At 70.0% G+C, this 26,556-nt stretch carries 23 protein-coding genes; 7 read left to right on the top strand and 16 right to left on the bottom strand.

Annotated elements, in window-relative coordinates:
• Positions 1–144 precede the first annotated feature (144 nt).
• From ABZ567_RS00445 to ABZ567_RS00430, 4 genes are all read right to left on the bottom strand, one after another.
• Positions 145–1,602: a penicillin-binding protein 2 gene (locus ABZ567_RS00445; RefSeq protein WP_360782672.1), complete on the bottom strand. Its 1,458-nt coding sequence runs from the start codon at positions 1,600–1,602 to the stop codon at positions 145–147.
• A gap of 146 nt (positions 1,603–1,748) precedes the next feature.
• On the bottom strand, positions 1,749–2,426 hold the full coding sequence (locus tag ABZ567_RS00440; protein ID WP_360782669.1) for a response regulator transcription factor: 678 nt from the start codon (positions 2,424–2,426) through the stop codon (positions 1,749–1,751).
• Complete coding sequence (locus ABZ567_RS00435; protein ID WP_360782666.1) at positions 2,423–3,664, bottom strand: histidine kinase; 1,242 nt, start codon at positions 3,662–3,664, stop codon at positions 2,423–2,425. Before ABZ567_RS00435 ends, ABZ567_RS00440 begins: the two co-directional genes overlap by 4 nt.
• Entirely contained in the window at positions 3,661–4,659 is a 999-nt protein-coding gene (locus ABZ567_RS00430; protein ID WP_360782664.1) for a hypothetical protein, read from the bottom strand. The genes ABZ567_RS00435 and ABZ567_RS00430 overlap by 4 nt, the downstream gene beginning before the upstream one ends.
• A gap of 185 nt (positions 4,660–4,844) precedes the next feature.
• Between ABZ567_RS00430 and ABZ567_RS00425 the strand changes: the two genes are divergently transcribed.
• Positions 4,845–5,342 carry a cupin domain-containing protein gene (locus ABZ567_RS00425; RefSeq protein ID WP_360782661.1) on the top strand — a complete coding sequence of 166 codons (498 nt, stop codon included), beginning with the start codon at positions 4,845–4,847 and terminating at the stop codon, positions 5,340–5,342.
• 9 nt (positions 5,343–5,351) lie between these two features.
• Here ABZ567_RS00425 and ABZ567_RS00420 read toward each other — a convergent pair whose 3' ends face one another.
• Complete coding sequence (locus tag ABZ567_RS00420; RefSeq protein WP_360782658.1) at positions 5,352–6,122, bottom strand: IclR family transcriptional regulator; 771 nt, start codon at positions 6,120–6,122, stop codon at positions 5,352–5,354.
• Positions 6,123–6,272: 150 nt separating this feature from the next.
• On the opposite strand from ABZ567_RS00420, the gene ABZ567_RS00415 reads away from it, so the two are divergent.
• On the top strand, positions 6,273–7,778 hold the full coding sequence (locus ABZ567_RS00415) for an aldehyde dehydrogenase (NADP(+)) (RefSeq protein WP_360782655.1): 1,506 nt from the start codon (positions 6,273–6,275) through the stop codon (positions 7,776–7,778).
• A gap of 513 nt (positions 7,779–8,291) precedes the next feature.
• Here the strand turns inward: ABZ567_RS00415 and ABZ567_RS00410 are convergent.
• The 4 genes from ABZ567_RS00410 to ABZ567_RS00395 all read right to left on the bottom strand — a co-directional run bounded on the left by ABZ567_RS00410 (position 8,292) and on the right by ABZ567_RS00395 (position 10,063).
• The gene (locus ABZ567_RS00410) at positions 8,292–9,119 is read right to left on the bottom strand and encodes a protein kinase (protein WP_360782652.1); all 828 of its coding nucleotides are present in this window, start codon (positions 9,117–9,119) and stop codon (positions 8,292–8,294) included.
• A 79-nt stretch (positions 9,120–9,198) separates the two neighbouring features.
• Positions 9,199–9,642, bottom strand: a complete 444-nt coding sequence (locus ABZ567_RS00405) for a hypothetical protein (RefSeq protein WP_360782649.1) — start codon at positions 9,640–9,642, stop codon at positions 9,199–9,201.
• Entirely contained in the window at positions 9,639–9,815 is a 177-nt protein-coding gene (locus ABZ567_RS00400) for a hypothetical protein (RefSeq protein WP_360782646.1), read from the bottom strand. The genes ABZ567_RS00405 and ABZ567_RS00400 overlap by 4 nt, the downstream gene beginning before the upstream one ends.
• The gene (locus ABZ567_RS00395) at positions 9,812–10,063 is read right to left on the bottom strand and encodes a hypothetical protein (RefSeq protein ID WP_360782643.1); all 252 of its coding nucleotides are present in this window, start codon (positions 10,061–10,063) and stop codon (positions 9,812–9,814) included. The genes ABZ567_RS00400 and ABZ567_RS00395 overlap by 4 nt, the downstream gene beginning before the upstream one ends.
• A 131-nt stretch (positions 10,064–10,194) precedes the next feature.
• On the opposite strand from ABZ567_RS00395, the gene ABZ567_RS00390 reads away from it, so the two are divergent.
• Positions 10,195–11,535 carry a tetratricopeptide repeat protein gene (locus ABZ567_RS00390; RefSeq protein ID WP_360782640.1) on the top strand — a complete coding sequence of 447 codons (1,341 nt, stop codon included), beginning with the start codon at positions 10,195–10,197 and terminating at the stop codon, positions 11,533–11,535.
• A 1,596-nt stretch (positions 11,536–13,131) separates the two neighbouring features.
• Here ABZ567_RS00390 and ABZ567_RS00385 read toward each other — a convergent pair.
• The 4 genes from ABZ567_RS00385 to ABZ567_RS00370 form a co-directional block, all read right to left on the bottom strand.
• Positions 13,132–13,950, bottom strand: coding sequence for a hypothetical protein (locus tag ABZ567_RS00385; protein ID WP_360782637.1), 819 nt, complete (start codon positions 13,948–13,950; stop codon positions 13,132–13,134).
• A gap of 22 nt (positions 13,951–13,972) precedes the next feature.
• Positions 13,973–14,473 (bottom strand): hypothetical protein, encoded by a 501-nt coding sequence (locus tag ABZ567_RS00380; protein ID WP_360782634.1) that lies wholly within the window; start codon positions 14,471–14,473, stop codon positions 13,973–13,975.
• Between the two features lie 1,511 nt (positions 14,474–15,984).
• Complete coding sequence (locus ABZ567_RS00375; protein WP_355409952.1) at positions 15,985–16,167, bottom strand: hypothetical protein; 183 nt, start codon at positions 16,165–16,167, stop codon at positions 15,985–15,987.
• 288 nt (positions 16,168–16,455) lie between these two features.
• A complete protein-coding gene (locus tag ABZ567_RS00370) occupies positions 16,456–18,246 on the bottom strand; it encodes a recombinase family protein (RefSeq protein WP_360782631.1) in 1,791 nt (596 codons plus the stop codon).
• 117 nt (positions 18,247–18,363) lie between these two features.
• Here ABZ567_RS00370 and ABZ567_RS00365 point away from each other — a divergent pair, with 117 nt between their 5' ends.
• Positions 18,364–19,062, top strand: coding sequence for a DsbA family oxidoreductase (locus tag ABZ567_RS00365; protein ID WP_360782628.1), 699 nt, complete (start codon positions 18,364–18,366; stop codon positions 19,060–19,062).
• Positions 19,063–19,165: 103 nt separating this feature from the next.
• The gene (locus ABZ567_RS00360; RefSeq protein ID WP_360782625.1) at positions 19,166–20,224 is read left to right on the top strand and encodes an aminotransferase class V-fold PLP-dependent enzyme; all 1,059 of its coding nucleotides are present in this window, start codon (positions 19,166–19,168) and stop codon (positions 20,222–20,224) included.
• A 96-nt stretch (positions 20,225–20,320) separates the two neighbouring features.
• Here ABZ567_RS00360 and ABZ567_RS00355 read toward each other — a convergent pair whose 3' ends face one another.
• The gene (locus tag ABZ567_RS00355) at positions 20,321–21,421 is read right to left on the bottom strand and encodes an aminotransferase class V-fold PLP-dependent enzyme (protein WP_360784963.1); all 1,101 of its coding nucleotides are present in this window, start codon (positions 21,419–21,421) and stop codon (positions 20,321–20,323) included.
• A 140-nt stretch (positions 21,422–21,561) separates the two neighbouring features.
• Here ABZ567_RS00355 and ABZ567_RS00350 point away from each other — a divergent pair, with 140 nt between their 5' ends.
• Positions 21,562–22,647: an amidohydrolase family protein gene (locus tag ABZ567_RS00350; RefSeq protein ID WP_360782622.1), complete on the top strand. Its 1,086-nt coding sequence runs from the start codon at positions 21,562–21,564 to the stop codon at positions 22,645–22,647.
• 135 nt (positions 22,648–22,782) lie between these two features.
• Here ABZ567_RS00350 and ABZ567_RS00345 read toward each other — a convergent pair whose 3' ends face one another.
• The gene (locus ABZ567_RS00345) at positions 22,783–23,346 is read right to left on the bottom strand and encodes a GNAT family N-acetyltransferase (protein WP_360782619.1); all 564 of its coding nucleotides are present in this window, start codon (positions 23,344–23,346) and stop codon (positions 22,783–22,785) included.
• On the bottom strand, positions 23,343–25,559 hold the full coding sequence (locus ABZ567_RS00340; RefSeq protein WP_360782616.1) for a penicillin acylase family protein: 2,217 nt from the start codon (positions 25,557–25,559) through the stop codon (positions 23,343–23,345). The genes ABZ567_RS00345 and ABZ567_RS00340 overlap by 4 nt, the downstream gene beginning before the upstream one ends.
• A 67-nt stretch (positions 25,560–25,626) precedes the next feature.
• Here ABZ567_RS00340 and ABZ567_RS00335 point away from each other — a divergent pair, with 67 nt between their 5' ends.
• Entirely contained in the window at positions 25,627–26,346 is a 720-nt protein-coding gene (locus ABZ567_RS00335; RefSeq protein ID WP_360784961.1) for a siderophore-interacting protein, read from the top strand.
• The last annotated feature ends 210 nt before the right edge of the window (positions 26,347–26,556 follow it).

Genomic DNA, 26,556 nt, shown 5'->3' with positions numbered 1-26,556 from the left:
CGCGAGGTGAGAGCAGGATCGAGGGTTCGAATGTGTGCTTCGAATGTGTGCTCGGAAACGAGCGTGACCCTGCATACCGTGTGACGGGACCCGACGGCCAATCGGGCCCCGCCCGCCCCCGCCCCCGCCCCGCCCCTGCTCAGCTCACCTCAGCGCCGCCGCCATCATCTTCTGCGCCACCGGCGCCGCCAGACCGTTGCCGCTGACCTCGGAGCGGGCCGCGCCCGAGTCCTCGATCATCACCGCGACGGCGACCTGCTTCCCGGGCTTCCCGTTGGAGGGGGCCTTCGCGTAGGACGTGAACCAGGCGTACGGCGTCTTGCTGTTGTTCTCGCCGTGCTGCGCCGTGCCCGTCTTGCCGCCGACCTCGACCCCCGCGATCGCCGCGTTGGTGCCGGTTCCCTCGTCGACGACGGTCCGCATGGCGCTCCGCAGCTGCCCGGCCGTCGCGGAGGAGACGATCCGCTCGGTGTCCCCGTCCTTGACCGAGACCAGCGCGTCACCGTCGGAGTCGACGACCTCGGACACCATGTGCGGGGCCGCGAGGAGACCGTCGTTGGCGATCGCCGCCGACACCATGGCCATCTGGAGCGGGGTGGCGGTCATGTCGAACTGCCCGATGCCGGTGAGCGCCGTCTGAGCCCTGTCCATTCCGGACGGGTACACGCTGGCGTACGCCCGGACCGGCACGTCCAGCTCGTCCTCGTTGAAGCCGAACCTCTCCGCCATCGCCTTCACCTTGTCCTGCCCCAGGTCGGCGGCCATCTTGGCGAAGACGTTGTTGCAGGAGTACCGGAGCGCGGTGCGGATCGTGGCGTTCTCGCAGGGCGCGGAGGCGTTCTCGTTCCTCAGCACGGTCCGGGTGTTCGGCAGGGTGTACGGGTCGGGGCTCTTCGTCGCCGTGTCCACCGAGCCGAAGAGACCGTCCTCCAGCGCCGCCGCCGCGACGACCAGCTTGAAGGTGGAGCCGGGCGGCAGCGGCTGGCGCAGGGCCCGGTTGACCATCGGCTTGTCCTCGTCGGTGGTCCGCGCCCTCCAGGCGTCGCCGTCCGTCGTCCCGGCGATCCTCGACGGATCGTACGAAGGGGTCGAGACCAGGCCGAGGATCCGGCCGGTCGCGGGGTCGACGGCCACGGCTGCGCCCTTCTTGTTCCCGAGCGCCCGGTAGGCGGCCTTCTGGACCTCCGGGTCGATCGTGGTGATGACCGTGCCCGGCTCCTGCTGCTTGCGGGTGAGGGCGTCGAGCGGGTTCTTCAGCCGGTCGTCGGTGCCGTCGAGGACGTCGCCGTAGATGCCCTCGAGCTGCGTGGCGCCGTACGCCTGCGAGCTGTAGCCGGTGACCGCCGCGTACAGCTCGCCGTCCGTGTAGGTGCGTTTGTACGCGAGATCGTCTCCCTCCGTCTTCTTCGAGCCGGTGACCGGCGAGCCGGCCACGACGATGTCGCCGAGCGGCTGCGCGTACTGCGCGATGGTCTTCCGCCGGTTCTTCGAGTCGTCCGCGAGCGCCTTGCCTTCGTACGCCTGCACCCAGGTGGCCCGGCCCAGGAGGGCGAGCACCAGGAGCAGCACGAAGACCGACGTGTTCCTGATCGTCTTGTTCATCGCACTTGTGGTGACGAACGGGCTGGTAGGGGGCGTTCCGGATGTGGCCCGTTTCTCAGCGAACCTTCATCTCGTCGTACCTGCGCACACAAGTGGATGCGGGCACGCGGCCCCTGCGGACCATGCGGGCCGGACCTACGGAGTCCTCACCCCGCCCGTACGAAACCCGACTCGTACGCCAGGATCACCGCCTGCGTACGGTCGCGAGCGCCCGACTTCGCCAGGACCGCCGCCACATGCGTCTTCACCGTCGCCGCGCCGATCCCGATCCGGGCCGCGATCTCCGCGTTCGTCAGGCCCGTCGCCACCAGCCGCAGCACCTCCGTCTCCCGTTCGGTCAGGCGCCCCACCCAGGGCGGCGCCACCGGCGCCCGGTGGCGGGCGTGCTCGGCGGCCAGACCCCGTACCGCCGCCGGGTAGAGCAGCGAGTCGCTCCGCGCGACCAGCCGGACCGCGCCGACCAGCTCCTCCGCGGCAGCCCGCTTCAGGAGGAAGCCGGCCGCGCCGACGCGCAGCGCGTCGTACACGTACGAGTCGTTCTCGAAGGTGGTCACCACCACGATCCGCGGCGGCTGCGCCATCCCCGCGAGGATCTGCTCGGTGGCCCGGATCCCGTCGATCTCCGGCATCCGCACGTCCATCAGGACGACGTCCGGCCGCTCGGCCCGCACCACCGACACCGCCTCGGCCCCGGTGGACGCCTCGCCGACGACCTGGAGGTCGGGCTCCGCGTCCAGGATGACCCGCAGGGCCGTCCTGACCATCCGCTCGTCGTCGGCGACGACCACCCGGATCACCGGCGCCCCGGACCCGGGCGCGCTCATCGGGGGATCCTGACCGCGAGGCGCCAGACGCCGTCCACCGGGCCGGCCTCGGCGGTGCCGCCGAGCAGCCGGGCCCGTTCGGCCACGCCGCGCAGTCCGCGCCCGCCGTTCGGCCGGGCGACCGGGGGCCGCTCGGGCAGGGGGTTCTCCATGGTGATCTCCACCTTCTCGGTTCGGGCGTCGAGCCGTACGGTGACAGGCGATCCGCCCGCGTGCCGGGCCGCGTTCGTCAGGCCTTCCTGGACGATCCGGTACGCCTCCCGCGACAGCGGCTCCGGTACGGGGGCGAGGTCGCCGGACACCGTCAGCGCCACCTCCGGCCCCGCGCCCCGCACCAGTGCCTCCAGGGCGTCGAGCCCCGGGCCCACGCCCTCCTCGACCTCCTCGCCCCGGCGCAGCAGCCCGAGGGCCCGGTCCAGCTCGCCGACCGTACGCCGGGTGGTCTCCTCGATCGCGGTGAGCGCCTCCCGGACGAACTCCAGGTCCGCCCCCTCGCCGGCGCCGAGGACCCGGCGGGCCGCACCCGCCTGGAGGGTGACGGCGCTCAGCGCGTGACCGACGGAGTCGTGCAGCTCACGGGCGAGCCGGTTGCGGGACTCCGCCTCCGCCGCCCGCCGCTCGGCCGCCGCGAGCCGGTCCGCCGGACTCGGCCCCAGCAGCCGGGGCGCCTGCCGGGCGAGCAGGGCTCCGGTCGCGGCGGCCGCCGCGACGAGCGCGAGCAGCATGAGGAACCCCGCCGGCAGCGCCGCCCAGTCCCACCACGGCCGGTCGAGGCCCCAGAGACGGCCGAGCTCCGACCGCCGGAGCCCCGGCGAGAACGGCAGCGCCATCACCGACACCGCGAACGGCGGCAGGGCCAGGGTCGCCCCGCTGATCAGCGCTCCGGCGCCCAGGTGCAGGGTCAGCCAGCCCGCCGCCCGCGCCCGCGCCGCCGCGCCCTGGGCGGGACCGTCCGCGAACCGGTCGGGCGGCACCCCGCACAGCGCCCGCGCCGCCGCCACCGACATCGGCCGGGCCAGCGGGAAGAGCGCGCTGACCGCGACGAGCGGCAGGCCCACCGCGTACGCGCCGAACTGCACCCTGAGCCCCCCGGAGAACATGCCGCCCTCGTCGAGCCAGGGCCCCATGACGAGGGTGCCGACCATCCAGAACGGCATGAACAGCGCGCCGCCCACGATCAGATGGAGCCAGCGCCGCCTGGCCCGCTGCCCGAGGAGGGCGACCGCGCACCGCCTCACGCCCCGGCGCTCCGGCGCCGCAGGAAGACGGCCACGCACGCGGCGAGGAGGAACCCGGTGATCATGTCGCCAGCGTAGGACAGCTGTACGAGTCCGGGGACGTGCTTGGTGGGATCGGTCTCCGGGAGCAGGGCCACGAGCGACATGTAGGCGCCCCAGCAGCCCACGGCGGCCGACGCCGTCCAGGCCGGGGCGAGCGCGGTGCGGACCCGGAGCCGGGCGGGCCGGCGCAGGACCAGGAGGAGCGTGAAGACGACGGCGACGGCGGGGAAGACGAACCCCTGGGCCTCCAGGACGTGGAAGTCGGCGTCGCGTTCGGCGATCCGCCGGGCGGACAGACCGGTGGTCGCCCCGGTCGCCCACAGCAGGTGGAGCGCGGCGGACCCGAGCCCGATCACCGAACCGGCCACGGCGACGGCCCGCACCCCCGGCCCGGACGTACGGGAGGACAGCCCGCCGAGACGGCCGCTCCAGAGGTGACCCCAGCGATCCCGGGCGTACAGGAGGAAGAGGGCGCCGAGGGCGAGGCCCTGGAGGATGAAACCGCCGTAGACCACGCCGAAGACCCACGGGTCGAGGAAGGGTTCGCGGGGCGCGGCGCCCTGTTCGTCGCCGTTGAGGGCGGCGACCGCGAGCTGGGCCGGGTAACCGGTCATGATCGGGGCGAGCAGTCCGGTCGCCGCCCACATGGGGAGGGCGAGCAGCCGGCCGGGGAACCGCCGCCCCCAGGTCTGGGTGAGCAGCAGGGCGAGGACCACGACGAGGGCGTCGGCGACCACCGTCACCGAGTTGGCGATCACCAGCGTCAGCCGGTGCTCCAGGAGCACGCTCCCGGGCGGGATGCCGATCTCGCTGCCCGCCACCCAGGCGACCTTGAGCGAGACGTACGGGACGCAGGCGAGGATCGCGACCACGCGCAGCGCCCGGCGGACGGCGGTCGGGCGGTGGGGCGGGGGCGGCAGGTCGGTGCGGGGCGGGGGAGCGGTCTCTGTCATGGGCCCCACGCTCCCGCGCCCGCCCCCGCGGCACCTCGTGCCGAGCGGTGAACCGCCTCCGCCGCACGGGGGAGACGGCCTCGTCCCGGGGGGCTCCGAGCGTCCGGCCACCCCAGAATTGACCCATGATCTCGAAGATCAATTGACCCATCGACGCGGGTCAATAGGGCCCTAGAGTAGTGATCATGAACGAGAACGCGACCTTCGCCCCGCTCCTGACCCGTGCCGCCGACGCCGAGACCACCGCCGACCCCAGCAGCGTGATGACCCTGCTCGCCGACTCCGACAGCACCGGCGGACAGCTCACCAGCTACCGCTCCTCCTTCGCGAGGGGAGCGGTCGGCGCCCCGGCGCACTTCCACACCAGGGCCTCGGAGATGTTCTTCGTCCTCGGCGGCTCGCTCCAGGTCCTGGTGGGCGACGAGCTGTCCGTCCTGGAGCAGGGCGACTTCCTCCTCGTACCGCCCCACACCCCGCACGCCTTCGCGGCGGCGCCCGGCGCCGAGGCCGACGTGCTGTTCGTCTTCACGCCCGGCATGGCCCGCTTCGACTACCTGCGCCTGCTGGGCCGGGTCATGCGGGGCGAGGCGAGCTTCGAGGAGATCAAGGCCTCCTCGGAGCAGTACGACAACCACTACGTGGACAGTCCGGTCTGGCAGAAGGCACTCGCCGACCGCGCGTGACGACGTGGCTCACAGGCGCCGGGTCGCCAGCGTCAGCCGGTCCCGCGCGTCGAAGAGAGCGTCCTTGATCATCTGCTCGTGAGCCGGGGTGAGCCGCGCCACCGGCACCGAGCAGCTGATCGCGTCCCGCGCCGGCGTCCGGTAGGGGATCGCGATGCCGAAGCAGCGCAGCCCGAGGGTGTTCTCCTCGCGGTCCACCGAGAAGCCCTGCTCGCGGATGACGTGCAGTTCCTCGATGAGCTGCTCGCGGTCGGTGATCGTGTGCTCGGTCAGCGCCGGGAGGGTCTCCGGGAGCAGCTTGCGCACCTGCTCGTCGGTGTGGGTGGCGAGCAGCGCCTTGCCGAGCGAGGTCGAGTGCGCGGGCAGCCGGCGCCCGACGCGGGTGAACGGGCGCAGGTAGTGCTGGGACTGGCGGGTCGCCAGATAGACGACGTTGGTGCCGTCGAGCCGCGCCAGGTGGATGGTCTCGGTGGTGTCGTCGGAGAGCCGGTCGAGGGTGGGCCGGGAGGCGGCCACCACCTCGTCGCCGTCGATGTACGAGGTGCCGACGAGCAGCGCCCGCACCCCGATGCCGTACCGCGTGCCGGTCGCGTCCGTCTCCACCCAGCCCAGCTCGACCAGGGTGCGCAGCAGCATGTAGAGGCTGGACTTGGGGTAGCCGACGGCCTCCTGGACGGCGGCCAGCGAGTGCATCCCCGGGCGTCCGGCGAAGTACTCGAGCAGCTCCACGGTCCGCACCGCGGACTTCACCTGCGCTCCGCCCACGTCGGCAGTCGTCATGACCCCTCGCCCCTTTTCCGTCGTCCGGTCGTCCGCTGGCCACCTGGCTGAGCGGGGCCCCTTGTGGAGACGGCCCGGCCGTCCCTAGAGTCCCGTAGAGAACGTTCATCTACGGGAACTGTGTTCAGAATAGCGAACAGGGGCGTGGCGGTGTCGGCAGAACCAGTGTGGAGTGTGGACCCCCGGACGGGGAAGCCGCGCGAACAGGTCGCGGTGGAGGCCGCGGCGGAGGACGTCGACCGGTCCGTACGGGCCGCCCACGACGTCCGCGAGAGCCTCGCCGACCGGACCGTACGAGCCTCCTTCCTCCGTACCGCGGCCGACGTCCTCGACGGGGCGCGCGAGCGGATCGTCGAGACGGCCGACGCCGAGACCGCCCTCGGGCCGGTCCGCCTCACCGGCGAACTCGCGCGTACCACCGCCCAGTTGCGCGCCTTCGCCGACGTCGTCGACGAGGGCTCCTTCCTCGACATCCGGATCGACGCCCCCGACCCCGACGCCACCCCGCCCCGGCCCGACATGCGCCGCTGGAAGATCCCGCTCGGTGTCGTCGCCGTCTACGCCGCCAGCAACTTCCCGCTCGCCTTCTCCGTCCCCGGCGGCGACACCGCGAGCGCCCTCGCGGCCGGCTGCCCCGTGGTGGTCAAGGCCCACCCCGACCACCCGGCCACCTCCGAACTCTGCGCCTCCCTGCTGCGCGGCGCCGCCGCCAAGGCCGGCCTCCCCGAGGACGTCGTCGTCCTCGTCCACGGCTTCGACGCGGGCGTGGCACTCGTCCGCCACCCGCTCGTCGCCGCGGCCGGCTTCACCGGCTCGGTACGCGGCGGCCGGGCCCTCTTCGACGCGGCCGCCGCCCGTCCCGTCCCCATCCCCTTCCACGGCGAACTCGGCTCCCTCAACCCGGTCGTGCTCACCACCGCGGCGACCGAGGAGCGCGCCGAGGAGATCGGCACCGGCCTCGCCGGATCCATGACCCTGGGCGCGGGCCAGTTCTGCACCAAGCCCGGCTTCGTCCTGGCCCCCACGGGTGAGGCGGGCGACCGCTTCCTCGACGCCCTCGCCGCGGGGGTCTCCGCGGCCGGACCGGGCGTCATGCTCGACCGGCGGATGCGGGACGCCTTCGTCGCCGGCGTCACCGAGCGCGCCGCGCTCACCGGAGTACGCACCCCGGTCGCCCCCGGCGCGGGCGAGGCGCACACGGTCAGCGCCGGAGTCCTCGCCGTCGACGCCGCGCTGCTCACCGAGGACGACCGGCACGACCTGCTCCTGGAGGAGTGCTTCGGCCCGGTCACGGTCGTCGCCCGCTACGCCTCCCGCACGGAGATCACCGAGGTCCTCTCCCGGCTGCCCGGCAACCTCACCGCCACCCTCCACATCGCCACGGAGGCCGCCGAGGACGCCGACGCCGCCTCGCTCCTCGCCGAACTGACCCCGCTCGCCGGCCGCGTCCTCGTCAACGGCTGGCCCACCGGCGTCGCCGTCGCCCAGGCCCAGCACCACGGCGGCCCCTACCCGGCCACCACCTCCACCTCCACCTCGGTCGGCGCGACCGCGATCGAGCGCTGGCTCCGCCCGGTCACCTACCAGTCGACCCCCGACCCGCTGCTCCCGCCGGAACTCCGCGACGGCAACCCGCTGGGACTGCCGAGGCGCTGAGGCCTCCCCTCCCGGCGTCAGGACCCCGCACGCGGCACGGTCTTCCCGAGGTGCGTGCGGGACTCCACCGGCCGATGGGCGTCGGTGATCCGTTCCGGACCGTCGAAGGTCTCGGCGATCACCGGCGCGAGGGAACCGTTCCGCAGCCCCGAGCCGATGGAGCCGGCCGCGCGGCGGTGCCCTCCACGGTCTCGGCGAACGCGCCGTCGGCGTACGCGAGCCGCGGTGGGGTGTCCGACCTGGAGAACCCGCGCGACGGCCGCCGCCTCGTGCTCCGGCTCACACCGGGGCCCGAAACGGAATGAACGCGGCCGGTGGAGACGTTGCGGCGACCGAACACCCCACCGGCACACCTCGGAGAGAAGCCACACATGCGCGTCGAGATCTGGAGCGACATCGCCTGGCCTTGGACCAACTAGACCAGAGCTTACGGCACATAGGCTGACCAGCACAGACGCGGAAGGGCCCCGCCTACGCCTTGGGGGAGGGGCGCAGACAGGGCCCGGCGCAGCCTTACAGGGCCGCACTCAACCTCTCGCACACCTCGGCGCTGGTAGGCCGGTCAGCGGGCGAACGGCTCAGCATGTGAGGGATGAGACCCCCCAGCACTCCAGGCAGGTCCACGGGCCGGTGAGGGCCCGCCACGATGGCTTGCCGCTGAACCTCCCGGGACGCGTCGTCCGGGTAGGCCACATGCCGCCATCCCGTCGCGCTGATGAACAGTGCCGCTCCCAGCGCGTACACGTCCGCTTCCTGTGTCGGCGTCGCCGCACCCGACCCCAGCACGCTGGCCGAGATTTCCGGCGCTTCGTAGTGGACGAGACAACCCCGGTACGGGAAGTCATAGGCGCGGGGAATCCGTCCTCCGCTGGACAGCGCAAGATCGATCAGGAACGCGCCGCCCATCTCACCCAAGAGGAAATGCGCGGGTTGCACATCCCCGTGCACCCACCCCATCCCGTGCAGTCCCGACAGGGCCACAGCGCAGGAAAGGGCCTCTCCAATGTTCGGCTCGGCCGCCTCGTCCCGGCAGGGTGCCCACCGGTCATAGAGACTGTCGCCGCGCCGCCACGGTTGAGCGCCCCACGTGCCGTGTTCCCACTCCCCGCTGAAAATCCGTTCATGGGTGAGCTGTCGCAGAACGGCGGCTTCACGGGCAGGGGCCAGCGCGGTCCAAGCGTGCGTCCGACTCGGATAGCCCACCTTCACCGCGTAGGGACCGACCTCGGTTTTGACCTTCCACACGGACGACCCGCGCCGGTTGAGGACCAGTTCGGCGGGGCCCGGATTGAGAAGTTGCAGCGCACCATCCGGCGGGCTGTACGGGCCATCGAAAATCATGCGTCACCTTCCAACAGCGAGGCCGGTCACCGTAGTTGGCAACCGGCCCCACACTTCACCTGTCTGGTTCGGCCGGCAGTCAGACGGCCCGGTAGTCGCGCCCGCAGTCAGAGTCACACTGCGCCGCGTTCTCGCCGTTCACGGTCCACAGCGAGTCCAGCACCATGAACCCGTTGGCCTTGATCGCGTGCGCCGTCGCCTGCACCTCGGCCAGGACCCGGCCGCCACCACCGGGGCGCGGGTTGTGCTCCAGGAACCGGCCCGCGTACGTCTCGCAGAACTCGCGATAGTCGGCGGTGTGCAGGATGAACGAGTGCAGCGCGCCGTCCACGTCGTCGCTCGGGACCATCTTCACCGTGGCCGTGCCGACCGTGGCGAGGAACGCGAGCGCCTGATCAGTCGCGCGCTCCGCCTTGTCTCGGTCGTAGCCGAAGTGGATCACGGTGAACTCGGCGATGCTGTCGAACAGGTCCGAGCTGACCAGCGCGCGGCCGGTCCGAAGGTCGTTCGCGGTTGCCGTCATTGCTGTGCCTCCTTGTGGTGGATGAGCTGTTCCGCAGCGCACCGAACGAGCACGGGAGCCGCACGCCATATGGCCGCCTCCCATTCCCGGGCCTCCCGCTCCGCGAAGATCCGCACCAATCCGGCGTCGATCTCCGCGCGCTGTTCCGGGGTGAACCTGAGGAGCCCTCTCACATCCGCTCCCTTATCCGCTGGCTCGTGTTGGCAGTGACCACAGCGGCGCTCAGGGCGTCTGACTGGTAGGCGGCTTCCAGGCTCTCGGGGTCGGCCTCCCACTCCCGCCCACCGTTCAGCGGGCGCAGTTGGTAGCGCGGTCCCACGTGGCCCATGACGCGGCCTACGCGGCCTGTGGAGACGTCCAGCGCCGTTTCCCCCGCCTCCCAGTCCCGGGGGTGCTCACGTGCGCTCTCAGGGCTGCTCATGGCTGCACCTCTCGTGCTCGTTCGGCTGCTCACAGAAGGCAACCGCGTAACCACGGCAGAGGGGTACCGTTGCAACAGCGCCAGGACTTAAGAGCTTTAAGCGGCTTGAAGACGTGGGGAGTTGATGACCGGTGACCAGTCCCAACGAATCGCTTGCCCGACTGCACCGGGAAACCGGCTGGACGCTGCGCCAGTTCGCCCAAGAGGTCAACAAGCTGGGCACCGAGCGGGGAACGCCTCTCAAATACCGTGAACCTTCAGTGCACCAGTGGCTCGCCGGGCACATGCCGAAAGAGGCCGTCCGCCCGCTGATCTTGGAAGCACTGGCCCGGAAGCTCGGCCGCCCCATCACGCACAGCGAATCGGGATTCCCGCCCCCTCCCGCCGAAGAGTCCAGCGCGCTCCCCAGTACCGTGGAAGGGCTGCTAGACCTGGGGAGGCAAGATATGGACCCGTCGCGCCGGAGCGTGCTCGGAGTGGGTCTGTTCTCTGTCGCCCTTACCGTGCCCAACTGGCCGGACGTGGTCGGCCGAATGGAAGCCGTCCAGAAGGGCGAGACACAGCGCATCGGAATGTCTGACGTTCAATCGGTCATCGCCATGACCGAACGACTCTCCGACATTGACGACCAGTTCGGGGGACGGACAGCGCGGCCGATGGCTGCTGCCTATCTGGTCAACACCGTTGCCCCCTACTTGCGCGCTGACGCTCCGGAGAATGTCCGTAAGGCAATGATGTCCGCCGCATCGGATCTCTCGTACCTCACGGGATATATGGCCGTGGATGAGGGTGTTCACGGAATGGCACAGCGCTACTACCTGAAAGCGCTTGAACTCGCCGGGGCATCCGAGGATCACCTCACGTTCTGCACCACACTCCGGGGCATGAGCGTTCAGGCCGTGGACCTCGGGCACGGGACCGAAGCAATGCGCCTCGCCGATGCCGCCGCCGCCGCTTCCCCGCAGGCCGGTCCCCGAATGCGCGCGTTTCTTGCCGGACAGCAGGCACACGCAGCGGCGCAGGAGGGCAACGGACGTTTGGCCCTACAGCGGATCCAGGAAGCCGAAGTGGCAATGGAGAAAGCCGAGTCACAGTCAAAGACTTTCGGTTCCTATAACCCGTCCTCGCTGGCCTACCACGTGGGACAGGTTCGCTACGAACTGGGGGACGTGGCAGGCTCGATCGAATCCCTAAAAGAGTCAGACCGGTTGCGACCCAGCGCTTTCCGGCGGACGAGCATTCGCTATCTGTCCATGCTGGCCGAACGGCGACTAGAGGTCGGCCACTTGGAGGCAGCGTGCGAAACGTGGGGCCGCGTGCTGGAGATATACCCACTCGTCCAGTCTGGACAGTGCGACCGCAACATTTCGACAATGCATAGCCGCATTCTCCCCTTCCTGAAAAACCACACAGCGAGAGACCTGCACGAACGGGCGCGACTCGTAACACCCCCCAGCTTGCTCCCACGCTGAGCAGGCGGCGAGCCGAGTTGTAGTTTTGAACGCGTTCAACATGAGAGGGGAGTCCAGGTGCTCGCCCGGGAATGGGTGACGCTGCGGCCTGAGATTCACAGGCAGCATAAAACCCTTGGGAGCACTGGCCGACGCGCCCTCATTACCCCTGAGCCGGCAAACCTAGCGAGCCCCGTCCGCCTCTCTTTCGAAGGCGTCCACCAGGAACGCAGAAAGCCCCCGATGACCAGCCCACATCAGCGGGGCCAGTCATCGGGGGCTAGTAGCACCTCCTGACGTTAGGAGGTGGTCATCGAGAGCCGCAGTTCCGGGGTCGTCCCTCGCGGCGTGCCGGACGGCCAGGCATGAACCGGGGCGGGGCCGGTTGCCGGACAGCGCGGGAGCGAGGGAAGCGCCACGCCACCTTGCCGGGCGGGGCCGGTTCATCGGACGGCTGCCAGCCATTCGGGCCGAGGACTACGCGGGTCGGCTCCACGGCATTACACCCGTCCGTAAGCGTCGAACAGTTCCTCTAGCGCGACCAGCGAACCAGGATCGTTCACGCCGCTGGCGAGGATTTCAGTGAACAGCGCCGTATCAGTCTCAGCATTCCGCCCGAACGCTGCGCCGCCCTCGGTGAATGCGGTGAAGGCTCGGTGCCATTTACGGCAACGCGTGCTGCACCACGGCCTGAACGAATTCCTACCGCAGCGGGGTTGGCGCGGATTCGTGCAACCGAGTCGGATGCATACCGGGATCTCAAACACTCGAACCCCCCGCGCGGCGCGTATGTCCAAGCGCCTGTATGACAGCGCCGGACGGAAGTTTCAGGTAGGCGGCGTAAAGGTCGAGTGCCTGTATGACGGCCTCGCTCGCTGTCTCACAACCGGATAGCTCCTGTATGACAGCGAGGTTCGCGCGGGAGCTATCCGTGTGACGGACGCTGAGGACCTTTGCTCTCTTCATGGTTTCTCTCTCGGACGTGCGGTCGGCGCTCTGCGTAATCAGCGGGTGGGAATGTAAGCGGTGCCGGTATGACGCACTGTGATGGCCGTGCCTTTCGGCGACTCTGAAACCCGTACAGGGACAGAGCTGCTATACGCTAGCGGTTGGGAAAGGCCCTAAAAGGGGGCCATCCCCCCCGGGTATCGTCACTTTCCGTGCCCCCTGACGGCCGGCACCTAGCGTGAAGTGACTGACGAATCCACAGAGAATGCGACGCGCCGACGATCACCAGGGATCAGGCATGGGCTCATTGCGGCCCGTGGGCTCCGGCCTTTTGGTTGCCGCCCTCTTGATTGCTTTCGCTGCTGCTGCCTCTGCCTGTGTCTTCCTGGTGTGGTGCCAGCGACACAGCAATTGCAGGTTGTCTAGCGCGTGGTTATCGCCGGGGGTTATGTGGTCCACATCCGTGCCGGGGTATGTGCAGCGCTCGCCGGTCTCCTCTATGACTCCCTGGCAAACACCCCCCGCCCGGCGGATGGCACGCTGCCGCAGCTTTGCCCAATTGGCCGGTAGCCGCTCACGTCGATTGCTGGTTTCCCATGCCATAAGCGGGGGTCCTTTCCAGAGCAGCGGGGCCAGTGGTTCGGGCCGACCCCGCTTCAACTCATGTGGCTAGATGGCCCAAGGGTTTGCGTTCCGTGCCTTCATCGGGGCCTGTGCCTCTAGCGCTTCCTGCCACTCCTCGTAACGCTGGTCGGCTAGCTCGGGGAGGGCGTCAGCAATAACGCCTAGATCCTCAGTCAGCAGAGTGCCGCCCTTAATCGGGTCAGTGCTAAGCACGTACCGCCGAACGTCGCTCAGAGCCTGACTCAGCTTTGGCGCGGCCCAGCTTTCCTCATTCTCTGTGAACAGGTTCCCGTGCTCCAACTTGGAACCGTTGAACTCAATCGCGCGGACCGTGTCGCCTAGCAAATGGTTTAGCGTGAAGTCCCCGAGCAATGTGTATAGCTCGGCCAGCGCCGGAATCTCCACATCAAGGGTCTTGAATGCCTTCACCGCAGCTTCGCGCCGCTTGAGGAATTCGACCGAGATGGCCGCGCGGTATTCCGTGATGAACGCGTGGTCATCGAACAGCGCGTCATAGCTACGCCGGGCCGACGACAGTCGGGGGATATTGGCGCGGAATGCGGAAAGCGTACCGTCTACGGCCAGCTTGGCATCCTGCACCTTTGCGCCTAGGCCAGCAGGAACGGCCTTACCGGAATCCGCAGCGCGGGCATGTGCGGCGACGGCTTCTAGGCGGGCATCCTCGGCTGCCTCGGACCGCTCATAGAACAGCTCAGATAGCCGCTCCATCTCGCTGATAACGGCCCGTAGAGCCTGCCAGCGGTCCTCTGCCACCTTTGGCGCTAGGGCCCCATGACGCTTGTTGTGCATCATGAATTCGATGTTCGGGGTTAGTAGGTCTTCCGGGGTGGTGATCTCGGTCATTGGGTTATTTCCTCAGTGGTGGTTATCGGGTCCAGGGACGGAAAGTGCCAGCGGCGATACGTGCGGCTAGTTCCCTGCCACTCACCGCCGCTTCGGCCGCTGCATAGCCGTCTTCCCATTGGCGTGCGGCTTCCTGGAAGTCGGCCTCACTCGGAAAATTTCGCCTTACGGGATGACGGTTCGCGGTTAGGAACTCGCGTATCTCTGGTTCCTTTTCCCGCGCTTCCGACTGGGCCACGTCTCGGCGAACTTCCTTTTGGAGTTGGCTTAGCTCCAGGTCGCTTCGCTCAGCTTCCTTACGCGCGGCACGCTCGGCGTAAACGTCCTGCATCGCGTCGTCGTGACTGACAGCGGCGGCCGATTCGGCAATTTGGCGTCGTCGCATCGCCGCGTGATTACGAGAGGCGGATTCGGTCGGGTCCTGCCCGCCCGCTGTATCTCCCCGGGAGGTAGACCCCCGCCCGCCGGTGTTCACGTCATGCCCATTCACGAGCGATCGCCCGTCGCGTGGGTAATAGGTCATCGGATTTCCTCTCGGATACACAAAAAGGCCCCCGCACTCGCCGGATCTCTGCTCAGATCACGGCAGGCGCGGGGGCCCATCGGGGAGGAGTACGCCGACGATGCGCGCGTAGCTACAACTCGCCGAAGATTTAAGGGATTGCGGGAGCAGCCGCAGCGTGAGGGGGCGTCTACCACCTCCTAACGTTAGGAGGTGCCGACGGGCGGACCGGCTGAGGAGAGTCAACCGGCCACGCGCCGACCGAGAGGAGACGAGAGGTAACCACCCACACTGTCAAGAGAGTGTGTTGGTAAAGGGCAAAGGCCGAAAGTCTGTGAATTACGGCACCCGTCGGCCATTCGTTACCCAACCGTGACGGCCGGCACGGAGAGACCGAAGGGCTACACGCCTCTCTAAGCGCCTATCTCCGGCTCGCTGGCACTCGGTACTGGGAATCCCTCAGCGGCCCTTAGGGGGGCTCTCAGCGGCCTTACGGAGGCGGTAAGCCTTTTGCTTGTGGGCGTTGCCGCAGAACCGGCGCGGTGCACCGACTCCGTCCCACCCGGTGTTCTCCTCGCAGCCATCCAGTTCACAGACAGCGTCGTAACGCGCGTCCTCGGCCTTTTGCTGTGCGCCAGCGGAACAGTTCACATTGCAGTATTTCTGAGTGGCCGTGCGGGGATCAAAGGCATCTCCGCAGTGCGCACAGTCGCGGCCCATCAGCCGGTCCAGGTAGTCAGCATCGGTCAGCTTGGCCCCGCGCTTTCGGGCCTGTCGGCATCGGTTAGAGCACAGGATTTCCTGACGCTCGGATAGTGGCCCGTCGCAGACAACACAGCGGCCGTCCGTGCTCTCCCATGGGTAGTACGTCATTCTGGGGTTTCTCGCTTTGAGGGTAGAGGGTGTGTCGAGTGCTGTTTCCGAGGTTCGGTTTTGCTTGGCCCTAGGAAACCCTTAGAGACATACCTTGCTAGGTACATACACTCTTCATTACGTAACAGAGATAGAAAAGTAAGAAGAAAGGGAGACCGGCTCACCCCTCCCGCTGTGCGCGTTCCTTACGTGCGCGGTACGCAGCGCGGTCCTTGCAGCGGCGCGAGCAGTAGAGGGCTGGACGGCCCATTCCCTTGTCAGGCACGGGCTTTGTGCATTCGGGGCCAGCGCAACCACCGGCCGGGAACAGCACCAGGTTCACGAGTTCTAGCGCTTCCATGAGTGCCGCGTGCACCTCATGCGCTGTCGGGTGGCCGGTCGGGAGTGCGTCATAGGCCAGCGACTCGGCCCGCTGGATTGCTCCGCGTATTGCGTCGTAACTCCGCTTAATGGCCGGTCGGTTCCGCGTAAGTCCGTCGTAAGTCGGTTCGGTCATGTCGTGATTCCTCTCAAGTCCGCTAAAGGGGGATGGTGGTTCCGCGTAAGTCCGCGTAAGGATCGGCGGGAAAGAACTCATTCCGCGTTAGTCCGCGAAAGTGGGCCAGAGAAAACCCCCGCCATCTCTGACGGGGGCTCTATCCGGAGGGAGGGCGGAACGACTACGCCACCTTTTCGGCGTAACCGATCAGCAGCGCGAGGCGGGCCGCCTGTAGGTCCGGCGAGTTGCCGAGATTCGCGCGGAACACTCGGACGAGTCGGCCCCGCTTGGTTCGGGGCTCGGCCGCCCACTTGTCCATGCGGGCGCTGAGCGTTTCCAGGTCGAGCGTGTTCGTGATGGGCACCGCGCTACCTCCCTGCTGTCTCTCCTTGGCGGTTTCAACCCCCAGAGAGTGAGCCTGTAAAGGGCCGTTACTAACACATCGTCAGGTATGCCAGGCGGCCGTTCTGCCCGGGTCCCTGTGAGCCCATCTGCGGGCACGGGAAAGCCCCGGCGGGGAAGTCCCTCACCGGGGCTCTCAGTGGCTCTCTGGCGGCCTACAGCGGCTTGCTGGCCGCCCTCTGCCTCTCCCTCTCCTCAACGAGTGCGGCGCGCTCCCTCTCGGCTATCTCCTCGGGGGTCGGGCGGTGCGTCATGCGGGGATCTCCAACTGTGCTGCGTGGCTTTCTGACGGGACGTTAGGGGTCGGCGCTGACATTCCTTCGACCGGTCCCTGTGCGGCCCTCTCGGCGGCCTTACGACGCTGCCGGGTCCGTTCCGCGAACTCCACTCCCGCATCCATGGCAGTGAGCGCGGACGGGTCGCTCTGGTCCCGCCAGTCCACCACTAGCCGGTCAAGGATCGGCGTCCGGTCACCTCGGTACCGGGAGGGAACCAGGGTGATCCCTTGCGGGCCCAATGCCGCTGCCAGTAGTGCACGCTGCCCGCCGATGCCTGCGTTGATCCACAGCGCTGTAAGGGCCTCGGGGTCCATGAGCGGGGAAAGGTCGGCCTCCACCGAAAGAAGCGCTAGTTCTTCCTTGTGGGCGTCGATTTGCTCGTTTAGCTGTCGCCACAGGTAGTCATAGTCAGCCTCGGTCATGCGGCCGAGAACGAACCGCTCCTTCTTGAGCTGCATTTCTCGGCCTACGGCACTTTCTAGGGCCGCTTGCACCTCGGCCTTTCGCGCTTCCTTTTCGGGGTCCTTGTAGGAAAGCCAATCCTTGGCGATGGCGTGCAGCGTCTCGGATTCGGGGGAGAGGGCGAGTACGTGATTGATCCACAGCGTCTCAACCGCGCCGTCTGCCCTCTTACGTTCCGTGGACACGCCAACGCACACAGACGGCCCCTCGTTCTGCCGGACAGAGCACCGGTAGTTGACCCCCCCGTTGGCGACCGCAGAACGGCAGTGAGGGCACCGCATGGCCCCTGACAGCAGCGCGACGGTTTCCCGCTTTCCTCGTGAGCGGTCCCCGATGCTGGTCCCCCTCTGGGCACGGCTTGCAAGAATGGCGTTGATCTTGACGTGTTCCGCGAACGTGATCACACCCTCCCCGCACGAAATCGGGAATCCCTTCTTGTCGAGTAGCGGCTTTCCGCCCCGGTGGTACTTGCCGCTCCAGCGCCCCTTTTCGTCCAAGATCCTGTCTCGCTTGGCCACAAGTCCGGCCCACGTCACAGCGTGCGCTAGGGCGATGATTCCGGTTGCCTGCCAGTTCTTGCCGGTGCGGGTTTTCAGTCCCTCGCTGTTGAGCTTGTTGGCAATCCAGTTGGGCGTTTTCCGGTCTAGGAGGTATTCAGCGATGCGCCGGGCAAGGGGGTATTCCTTGGGGTTCCGGATCAGGGTTTTGCCGCCGGACATGAGCCCGAATGGCGCAACGCCCCCGGTCCATCCACCATCGGCCTTGTGAGCGTCCATGCCGAGTTTCACGAACTCTGCTAGGTCTGAAACCTGTTCGCGTGCCTGTTCGCTGAGAATGGCGAGGAGCATACGGTTTCGGCGGGAGTCGATTCCCTCGGCCACCACGAGAATGCAGGCGGCCATTTCATCGAACGCGTCCAGCAGTAGGCCAACCTGACCCATGCCACGGCGGGAGAGTCGCGAGGTCTTGAAGACAAGCAGGGTCTTAGACAGTGCCAACTCTACGATTGCCGCACACGCCTTTTCGAACTCCTCGCGCCGGACGTAGGACTTAGAGGCGGAGCGCTGCTCAAACCAGACGTGGCGAACAGTAATGCCCTTGTCGCGTGACGCATTCACCATGCGCCGCACTTGCTCCTTGAGGGCGCTGAGAGAGTCCTTTTTCTTGCTCCGCCGTGCGTACATCTCGGCCAGGGATTCGGGGGCGATGCCCACCGCCGGAAGCCAAAGCCCAAGCTCTTTCAGTTCGTCATCATCGAACCCGAGAGCCTTGAGGGCGGGGTAGTCGTCTCGCTGCGTCATGGATCGTCCGTTCGCCGAAGGTTGCCGCTCCGGCGCGGGGCGGCTCTACCGGCGTTCAGAGAGAGAGTCGGTAAAGCGAAAACCGATGAAATCGGTAAAACCCCAGGTCAGAGCGGTATGGCTTCGTTGGTCCATGCATGCCCCTGGTGCTACATCGGAAAGGCCCGTTTCGAGAAGGGGCTCGCGGAGTTCGCCCACCGCGACGACGTCGAGGTCGTGCACCGCTCCTTCGAGCTCGACCCGAACCGCGCGAAGGGGGACAGCGGTCCCGTCCTGGAGATGCTGGCCAGGAAGTACGGCCGTACGCTCGACGAGGCCCGCGCCATGGAGGCGCACGTCGCGTCGAACGCGCACTCCGAGGGCCTCGGCTACCGCACCGAGGGCCGCGACCACGGCAGCACCTTCGACATCCACCGGCTGCTCCACCTCGCCAAGGACCGAGGCCGCCAGAACGAGCTCCTCGACCTGGCCTACCGCGCCAACTTCGCCGAGGAGCGCTCAGTCTTCGACCCGGAGACCCTGGTGACGCTCGGCGTCGAGGCCGGTCTCGACGAGGCCGAGGTCCGGGCCGTGCTCGCCGACGACTCCGCGTACGCCGACGCCGTACGCGAGGACGAGCGCGAGGCCGCCGAACTCGGTGCCAACGGCGTGCCGTTCTTCGTCCTCGACCGCCGTTACGGCATCTCCGGAGGCCAGCCCGCCGAGGTCTTCACGCAGGCCCTGGAGCAGGCCTGGCAGGGCCGTGTCCTCCAGCCGGTCGGCTCCGACGCGGACGTCTGCGGCCCGGACGGCGCCTGTGAGGTCCCGGGGGCCTGACCCGCTGACCTGCCCATCTGACCTGCGTAGATAAGGGCGCCTTGGGTCTCCCCATGATCGGATCGCCATTGACGGGCGATCGTGGGGAATCCAGGGTGAGGGCATGGATTCCCTTGACCAGCCGCTCGGCGGCGCCGAGTTCGCGCCCCAGCAGACCTATCTGAACACCTCGGCCTGCGGGCTCCTGCCCCGCCGGACCGTCGAGGCCGTGACGCTCCTCGCCGAGGAGACCGCCGACGGCCGCCCCGACGGCGCCGGAGACTTCGGCATCGTCGACGAGGCGCGTGCCGCCTTCGCCCGCCTCGCCGGGGTCTCGCACGAGCGCGTCGCCGTCGGCAGCTCGGTCGCCGTGCACTGCGGGCTGATCGCCCAGTCGATGCCCGCCGGAGCCGAGATCCTCTTCCCCGAGGGTGAGTTCTCCTCCGTCATCACGCCCTTCACGGTCCGCGGCGACCTCAAGACCCGCTTCGTGCCCCTGGAGCGCCTCGCCGAGTCCGTCCGCCCCGAGACCGCGCTCGTCGCCTTCTCCGCCGTGCAGTCGGCGGACGGCAGGACGGCCGACTTCCCGGCGATCCGGGCCGCGGCCACCGCCCACGGCGCCCGTACGCTCCTCGACGCCACCCAGTCGGCGGGATGGCTGCCGCTGCGCGCCGGGGAGTGGGACTACACGGTCGCAGGCGGCTACAAGTACCTGCTCTGCCCGCGCGGGGCGTCCTTCCTCACCGTCACCGAGGAGGCGCAGGACTCGCTCCTCGCGATCCACGCCAACTGGGTGGCGGGCGAGGAGCTGTGGGTGAACAGCTACGGCCCGGTCCGCGAACTGGCCCGCACCGCACGCCGCTTCGACGAGCCCGCGGCCTTCCTCTCGTACCACGGGGCGGCCCGCTCGCTCGCGCTCCTCGAGGAGATCGGCATCGAGCGGATCGAGGCCCACGACAAGGGGCTCGCGGCCCGCTTCCGCACCGGGCTCCTCGCCCTGGGCCACCAGCCGGTCATGGACGACTCGACTGTCGTCGCCGTCCCCGGCCTCGGGGACCGCGCGGACACCCTGCGCCAGGCCGGCATCCTGCTCTCCGCCCGCGCGGGCAACCTGCGCGCGTCCTTCCACCTGTACAACACGGCGGCGGACGTGGCCCGGACCCTGGACGTCCTGGCGGGCTGAGCGCGCCCCGGGGCGGCTCCGCTCAGCGGGCCGGCGGGCGAAGGGGCGGGGGCGGGCCCGGACACCGGTAGGCCCCGCCCCTCCCCGTACCGCCGGTCAGGCCCACGCCTCCGTGACCGCCCGGCGTGCGCCCTCCAGGTCCACCGCGCGGCCCGTCTCGCCGAGCGCCGCGCCCAGGGCGGCGAGCGAGGACTGCACGGCGCCCGGCGTCGCGTCCACCCCGTAGTGGTTGACCCGGATCATCTCCGAGGCGAGCGCCCCGCCGCCCGCGATCAGCGGCAGCGACGGGTCGGCGGCCAGCGCCTTCGCCACCAGCTCCGAGGCGTCCACCCCGGCCGGGGTACGCAGCGTCGTCGCGACCGGGGCCGCGTCCTTCGCCTCGTACACGTACGGTTCGAGACCTCCGCCGAGCGCCAGCGCGCCCGCCCGGGTCGCCGCCGCCGCGGAGGCGTGCCGCGCCATCAGGGCGTCCAGGCCCTCCGCCTCGATCCGCTCCACACACGCTTCCAGAGCCAGCATCTCCAGCTGCGCGGGCGCGTGGAGCAGCGTCTTCCGTCCGCCGTCGATCCACCGCTCCTTCCAGTCGAGGAGGGAGAGGTACGAGCGGCGCGGCGCGGCCGGGTTGGCGGCGAACCGCTCCCAGGCCCGCGCGCTCACCGACACCGCCGACACGCCCGCCGGGCCGCCCATCGCCTTCTGCGCGCCGATGATGCACATGTCCACGCCCCACGCGTCCGGCAGCACCGGCTCGGCGCCGATCGACGCCACCGCGTCCAGGTAGAACAGCGCGCCGTGCGCCCGTACGACCTCGCCGATCTCCGCGACCGGGTTGGTGTTTCCGGTCGCCGCCTCCGCGTGCACCAGGGACACGAAGTCGATCTCCGGGTGTTCGGCGAGCGCCCGCTCCACCTGCTCCGCCGTCACGGCCGTGTGGAAGGGCACTTCCAGGTCGACGACGGTCGCCCCGCAATCCCGCAGCCAGTTGCCGAAGGTCTGCCCGTACGGACCGGTGACGACGTTCAGCGCGGTCGAACCGGCCCGCGCGCCACTGCGGATGCACCCCTCCAGGGGGAGCAGCGCCTCGCCCTGGGCGATCACCACGTCCTGCTCCGTGGAGAGCAGCGCGGCCACCCGCCGCTCGATCGACGCGAAGTGCGCGGCGGTCAGCGGGGCCAGGTCCAGGAGCGGATGTGTCACGGTCACGGCGGTGCCTTCTTCGACTCGGTGCGGTGCGGGTGAGCTCCCGATCAGGGTACCGAGGCGCCTCCCGCGGCGACCGCCCGGAAGCCTCCGGGCCCGGACTCCCCGCCGGGTGCCCGCCCTCGTACAGTGCAGGCATGAGCGATCACGCGGTGCTGCACGTGAAGGGGCGGGTGCTCGTCGGCCCCGAGGACGTACGGGACGAACTGTGGTGCGTCGACGGGCGGATCACCTTCGACCGGCCCGCCGCCGAGGCGGTCACCGTCGAGGGCTGGGTGCTGCCCGGACTCGTCGACGCCCACTGCCACGTCGGCCTCGACCGGCACGGTCCCGTCGACGACGCCACCAGCGAGAAGCAGGCCCTCACCGACCGGGACGCGGGCACCCTGCTCATCCGGGACGCCGGTTCGCCCTCCGACACCCGCTGGATCGACGAGCGCGAGGACCTGCCGAAGATCATCCGGGCGGGCCGGCACATCGCCCGCACCCGCCGCTACATCCGCAACTACGCCCATGAGATCGAGCCCGCCGACCTCGTGGCGTACGTCGGCCGCGAGGCCCGGCGCGGTGACGGCTGGGTCAAGCTCGTCGGCGACTGGATCGACCGCGAGGTGGGCGACCTCACCGCCTGCTGGCCGCGTGCCGAGGTCGAGGCGGCCATCGCGGAGGCGCACCGGCTCGGCGCCCGCGTCACCGCGCACTGCTTCGCGGAGGACTCGCTGCGCGACCTCGTCGAGGCCGGGATCGACTGCGTCGAGCACGCCACCGGGCTCACCGAGGACACGATCCCGCTCTTCGCCGAGCGGGGCGTCGCCATCGTCCCGACCCTGGTCAACATCGCGACCTTCCCGCACCTCGCCGACGGCGGCCAGGAGAAGTTCCCCCGCTGGTCGGCCCATATGCGCCGGCTGCACGAGCGCCGGTACGACACCGTGCGCGCCGCCTTCGACGCGGGCGTCCCGGTCTTCGTGGGCACCGACGCGGGCGGCTCCCTCGCGCACGGGCTCGTCGCCGAGGAGGTGGAGGAGCTGACCCGGGCCGGCATCCCGCCGATCGACGCGCTGGCCGCGACCGCCTGGGGGGCGAGGGCCTGGCTCGGCCGCCCGTCCCTGGAGGAGGGCGCCCCCGCGGACCTCGTCGTCTACGGCGAGGACCCGCGCGCGGACGTCCGCGTCCTCGCGGCACCGCGCCGGGTCGTCGTCAACGGTCGGGTGACTGCCTGACCGCCTGACTGCCCTGCCGCTGGACCGTCTCACCGCCTGACTGCATCCCCTGACCGCCTGGACTGCCCCCACCGCCCCGCGCAGGACCAGGACCGCCCCACCGCCCCGCCGTCCGACCGGCGGCTCCGGACCGGCTCAGCGCCTGGTCAGGAAGGCGAGCCGGGCCTTCTTCTCCGGGATGAAGACCTCCGGCAGGTCCACCTCGGGCAGGACGACCTCCGGGCCCAGCTCGAACCCGGCCCGCACCATGCGGGCGATCGCCTTCTCGTTGGCCGCGTCCGGGTCGACCACGATCCGCGTGCGGTCCTGCAGCGCGAACGCGACGAGCACGGTGAGCAGGCGGCCCGTCCAGCCGGGCCGCGGGGCGGTGCCCGGGGCGATCAGCAGGTGCACGCCGATGTCCCCCGGCAGCGCCTCGTAGCACTCGGCGACCCGGTCGGCCTCCGGGTCGTACGTCTGGAAGAGCGCGACCGGCTCGTCGTCCAGGCTGACCAGGAAGCCGTGGTGAGTGGTGAGCGAGTCCAGGTGCGCGTAGATGTCCCGGACCTGCTCGACGGTGGTCCCGACCATGCCCCAGAAGGCGGCCCGCTCCTCGTTGACCCAGCCGTGCAGGAGCGGGGCGTCGCGCTCGGGCTCGACGGGCCGGACCGTGACGGTGCCGAAGCCCTCGACGCGGTGGACGTATGCGGCGGTGGTCATCCCTGCTCCTTGGTGAGGTACTGCCAGTCGGTGGTGACGGGGGCGAGCTCGCCCCTCAGCCACAGGGGGAGTTGGTCGCGGTGGTGCGGGTCGCCCGGGACGCCGGACGCGCCGAACGGCACGATCCAGCCACTGCGTTCGCGGTCCGCGAGGTCCCAGACGTAGCGCGCTGCGGAGGCGCGGGCGCTGCGGTCGGTCCACCCGGGGACGCTGGAGGTGGAGAGGACGCAGTCGTGGTCGCCACCGAGCCCCGGCCACTGCCCGTCGTCGGGGTCGGGCAGCGCCTGCCAGGGCGCGAGCCGGTGCGTCACGCCCCAGGCGGCGGGCGGCTCACCGGCGCCGACCTCGTCGAGCGCCTCCCGCACGATCCGGTCGATGTCCCCCGCGGGCACGGGCCCGGCCACGAGCAGGGTCTCCAGGGCGTACGCGACGCGCGGCCCGAGGGCCAGCCAGGGCCGGAACACCTCGGGGTACGGGGCGGGTTCGCGCAGTGCCGCGAAGGCCTCGTGACCGGCGAGCCGGCGCACCACGGCGCCGCGCACGGCGGCGTACAGCCCGGCGTCGGTGCTCTCCGCGTCCATCCGCCGGTCCCACGCGAGCAGCCGGTCCCGTACGGAGGCGGCGGCGGGGGAGAGGCCGCGCCCCCCGCCGGAGGCGCCGGCACCGGGGCCGGCCGCACCGGGGCCGTCCGCGCCGGAGCCGTCCGCGCCGGAGCCGGTCGCTCCGGGGCCGTCCCCGCCGTCGGCTGCCGCCCCGCCCGCCCGCGCCACCGCCGCCAGGAGGCGGGCCGCCGACGCGTTGTCGGTGTCCCTGTGGACGGCGGTCGTGGTCTCCGGGGTCCAGTCCGCCGAGGCGCCGAGCAGCGCGTCGATACGGGCCGCCCGGTGCGGCGGGGCGAACTCGATGCCGAGGGGCGCGGCCAGGCCCCGGGCGTTGGCCATCACGGCGTGGCCGCGTACCTCGGCACGGGGCAGCGGCGCGGGATCCGCCTCCCAGGCGTGCGCCGGGTCCCAGGCGGGCACGACCCGCAGGGAGTTGGCCCGGTCCCGTACGGGTACGTGGCCGGCGACCCGGTGCAGCAGACCGCCTCCGGTGTCGGCGGCGAGGACGACGTTCACGGGCTCGACCCAGCCGTCGAGGGCCGCGTCCACGTCGGCGACGGTCCGGGCGCGCAGCAGCGAGGGCAGCACGCCGAAGCCGAGCTCACCGGTGACACGGGGCGGGTACCGCAGACTGACGGCCTCCCACGCGGCGGAGCCGCCCTCAGGCTCGTCGTCCACTCCGATGATCACCGGGCCCCGGTCCGTCTCGACCACCTCGACGACGACCGGCTCCCCGCCCGCCACCTCGATCGTCTCCGTGTGCGCCGCCGCCCGGCGCCATCCCTCGGGGCCGTACGCCTCCACCCCGCCGCCCGGGAGGCGCCGCAGCCGCTCCCGGTAGAGGTCCTGGTAGTCCGCCATGGCGTTGGTGATCGCCCACGCCACCGGACCGGTGTGGCCGAAGTGGGCGAGCCCGGGGACGCCGGGGACGGCGATGCCCACGACGTCGTACGCGTCGCAGGCGAGCCTGATCTGCTGGTAGACGCCGGGTGCCTCGATGAACCGGTGCGGGTCGCCGGCCACCAGGGCCGCCCCGCTCGCGGTCCGCTCGCCCGCGACCACCCAGCCGTTGGAGCCGGCGGTGCCGGGCCCGTCGGTCGCGAAGAGCTCGGTCCACTCCTCGCCGAGACGGTCGGCGACCTCCTCGCGCCACAGCTTGGTGGGGAAGCCGGCGAACAGGATGTGGGTCGAGAGCCAGACGGCGAGCGGGGTCCACGGCTCCCACCGTCCGGGCGCGAGTCCGGTCTCGTCGAACTCGGGGGCGCGTCGGGCCCCTTCCGCCAGACCGTCGTTGACGCCGTCCACGTACGCGCGTACCCACGCGGCCGTCCGTGCGTCGGCCTGTTCGAGCCGGTCGAAGCAGCGGCGGGCGGTGTCGGCGAGCCGGGAGCGGCGGGCGAAGGTGTCCCAGCCGAGTTCGGCGGCGCCGAGGAAGGCGGCCGTGGTGCCCTGGGCGCGGTGGCGCTCGACCTCCAGCTGCCAGGCCCGGTCGCGGGCGGTGACCTGCCCCTGGGCGAAGGCGAGTTCGTCCGGGTCCGCGGCCCGCAGATGGGGGACGCCCCAGGCGTCCCGGTAGACCTCGATGCTCACGGAGACCCCGATCCCGTCCATGTTCGCAAAGTTTCTTAGGTTAGGCTGACCTAAATTAATCTACAGGATTTCAGGGGTGGGGATCGCGGTGGGTCACGGTTGGCAGGGTGCCGTTCTCAAGCTGATGCGCGGCAAGGACTTCACGTTCACCGTGACGGGCGCCGAGCAGGTCACGGAGGACTACCGCCGGGTGCACTTCACGGACGGCGGCCTGCTCGCCGCCGCCGGGGTCCACCCGACGATGTGGGTGCGCGTCTGGTTCGACCACGCGGGCAAGCCCCACCAGCGCGCCTACACCCTGGTCGATCCGGACGTGGAGACGGGCACGTTCAGCCTGGAGTTCGCCCTCCATGACGGTGTCGCCAGTCGCTGGGCCCGCGCCTGCGCCCCCGGTGACACCGTGGACGCGACCCTGCAGGGCACCGGCTTCGAGGCCCCGGCCCCGGCCCCCGGGCGGCTGCTCGTGGTCGGCGACCCGGCCTCCCTGCCCGCGATCAACTCCCTGCTCGACGCGCTCCCCGGCGTGCCGGCCACCCTCTGGTTCGAGACCCAGCACGTGTCGGACGAGGATCTGCCGGTCCGGCTCGACCCGAGGTGGCACGAGCTGCGCCGGGTGCCGCGCCGGGACGCCGGCGCCGACCTCGTCGGCCGGGTGAAGGCCGAGCTTCCGGCGCTCGCCGACCCCGCCTCGTACGTCTGGATCGCCTGCGACACCGTGACCACCCGCACCCTCGCCGCGTACGCCCGCAAGGAACTCGCCCTGCCCAAGGAGCGCGTGCACGCGCTCGGGTACTGGCGCGCCGACTGAACCCACGCCGGTTGACGATTCGTTACCTCGGCGAGGTGCGGATCGTTCTCACTTCCGCCGCGCGCCCCCGCTTCCGCCCACGCGTGCGAAAGACGCGGGGCGTCCGTGAACGGTTGTGCCGAAAAGAATCGAATATGAACACGGAAACCCCCCTTTGGAGTGAACTCACGTCAGGCGACTGCCGGTTCACTCTCCGTGCGTAAAGATTCC

This window comes from Streptomyces sp. NPDC016459, assembly GCF_040632845.1.
GTDB lineage: Bacteria > Actinomycetota > Actinomycetes > Streptomycetales > Streptomycetaceae > Streptomyces.
This window is presented reverse-complemented; position numbering and strand designations above follow the sequence as displayed.

Bases quoted from the DNA above. Each gene is read 5' to 3' on its own strand.
- ABZ567_RS00445 (WP_360782672.1), bottom strand. From the start codon at position 1,602: ATGAACAAGACGATCAGGAACACGTCGGTCTTCGTGCTGCTCCTGGTG.
- ABZ567_RS00440 (WP_360782669.1), bottom strand. From the start codon at position 2,426: ATGAGCGCGCCCGGGTCCGGGGCGCCGGTGATCCGGGTGGTCGTCGCC.
- ABZ567_RS00430 (WP_360782664.1), bottom strand. From the start codon at position 4,659: ATGACAGAGACCGCTCCCCCGCCCCGCACCGACCTGCCGCCCCCGCCC.
- ABZ567_RS00425 (WP_360782661.1), top strand. From the start codon at position 4,845: ATGAACGAGAACGCGACCTTCGCCCCGCTCCTGACCCGTGCCGCCGAC.
- ABZ567_RS00420 (WP_360782658.1), bottom strand. From the start codon at position 6,122: ATGACGACTGCCGACGTGGGCGGAGCGCAGGTGAAGTCCGCGGTGCGG.
- ABZ567_RS00410 (WP_360782652.1), bottom strand. From the start codon at position 9,119: ATGATTTTCGATGGCCCGTACAGCCCGCCGGATGGTGCGCTGCAACTT.
- ABZ567_RS00405 (WP_360782649.1), bottom strand. From the start codon at position 9,642: ATGACGGCAACCGCGAACGACCTTCGGACCGGCCGCGCGCTGGTCAGC.
- ABZ567_RS00395 (WP_360782643.1), bottom strand. From the start codon at position 10,063: ATGAGCAGCCCTGAGAGCGCACGTGAGCACCCCCGGGACTGGGAGGCG.
- ABZ567_RS00385 (WP_360782637.1), bottom strand. From the start codon at position 13,950: ATGACCGAGATCACCACCCCGGAAGACCTACTAACCCCGAACATCGAA.
- ABZ567_RS00380 (WP_360782634.1), bottom strand. From the start codon at position 14,473: ATGACCTATTACCCACGCGACGGGCGATCGCTCGTGAATGGGCATGAC.
- ABZ567_RS00370 (WP_360782631.1), bottom strand. From the start codon at position 18,246: ATGACGCAGCGAGACGACTACCCCGCCCTCAAGGCTCTCGGGTTCGAT.
- ABZ567_RS00365 (WP_360782628.1), top strand. From the start codon at position 18,364: ATGGCTTCGTTGGTCCATGCATGCCCCTGGTGCTACATCGGAAAGGCC.
- ABZ567_RS00360 (WP_360782625.1), top strand. From the start codon at position 19,166: ATGGATTCCCTTGACCAGCCGCTCGGCGGCGCCGAGTTCGCGCCCCAG.
- ABZ567_RS00350 (WP_360782622.1), top strand. From the start codon at position 21,562: ATGAGCGATCACGCGGTGCTGCACGTGAAGGGGCGGGTGCTCGTCGGC.
- ABZ567_RS00345 (WP_360782619.1), bottom strand. From the start codon at position 23,346: ATGACCACCGCCGCATACGTCCACCGCGTCGAGGGCTTCGGCACCGTC.
- ABZ567_RS00340 (WP_360782616.1), bottom strand. From the start codon at position 25,559: ATGGACGGGATCGGGGTCTCCGTGAGCATCGAGGTCTACCGGGACGCC.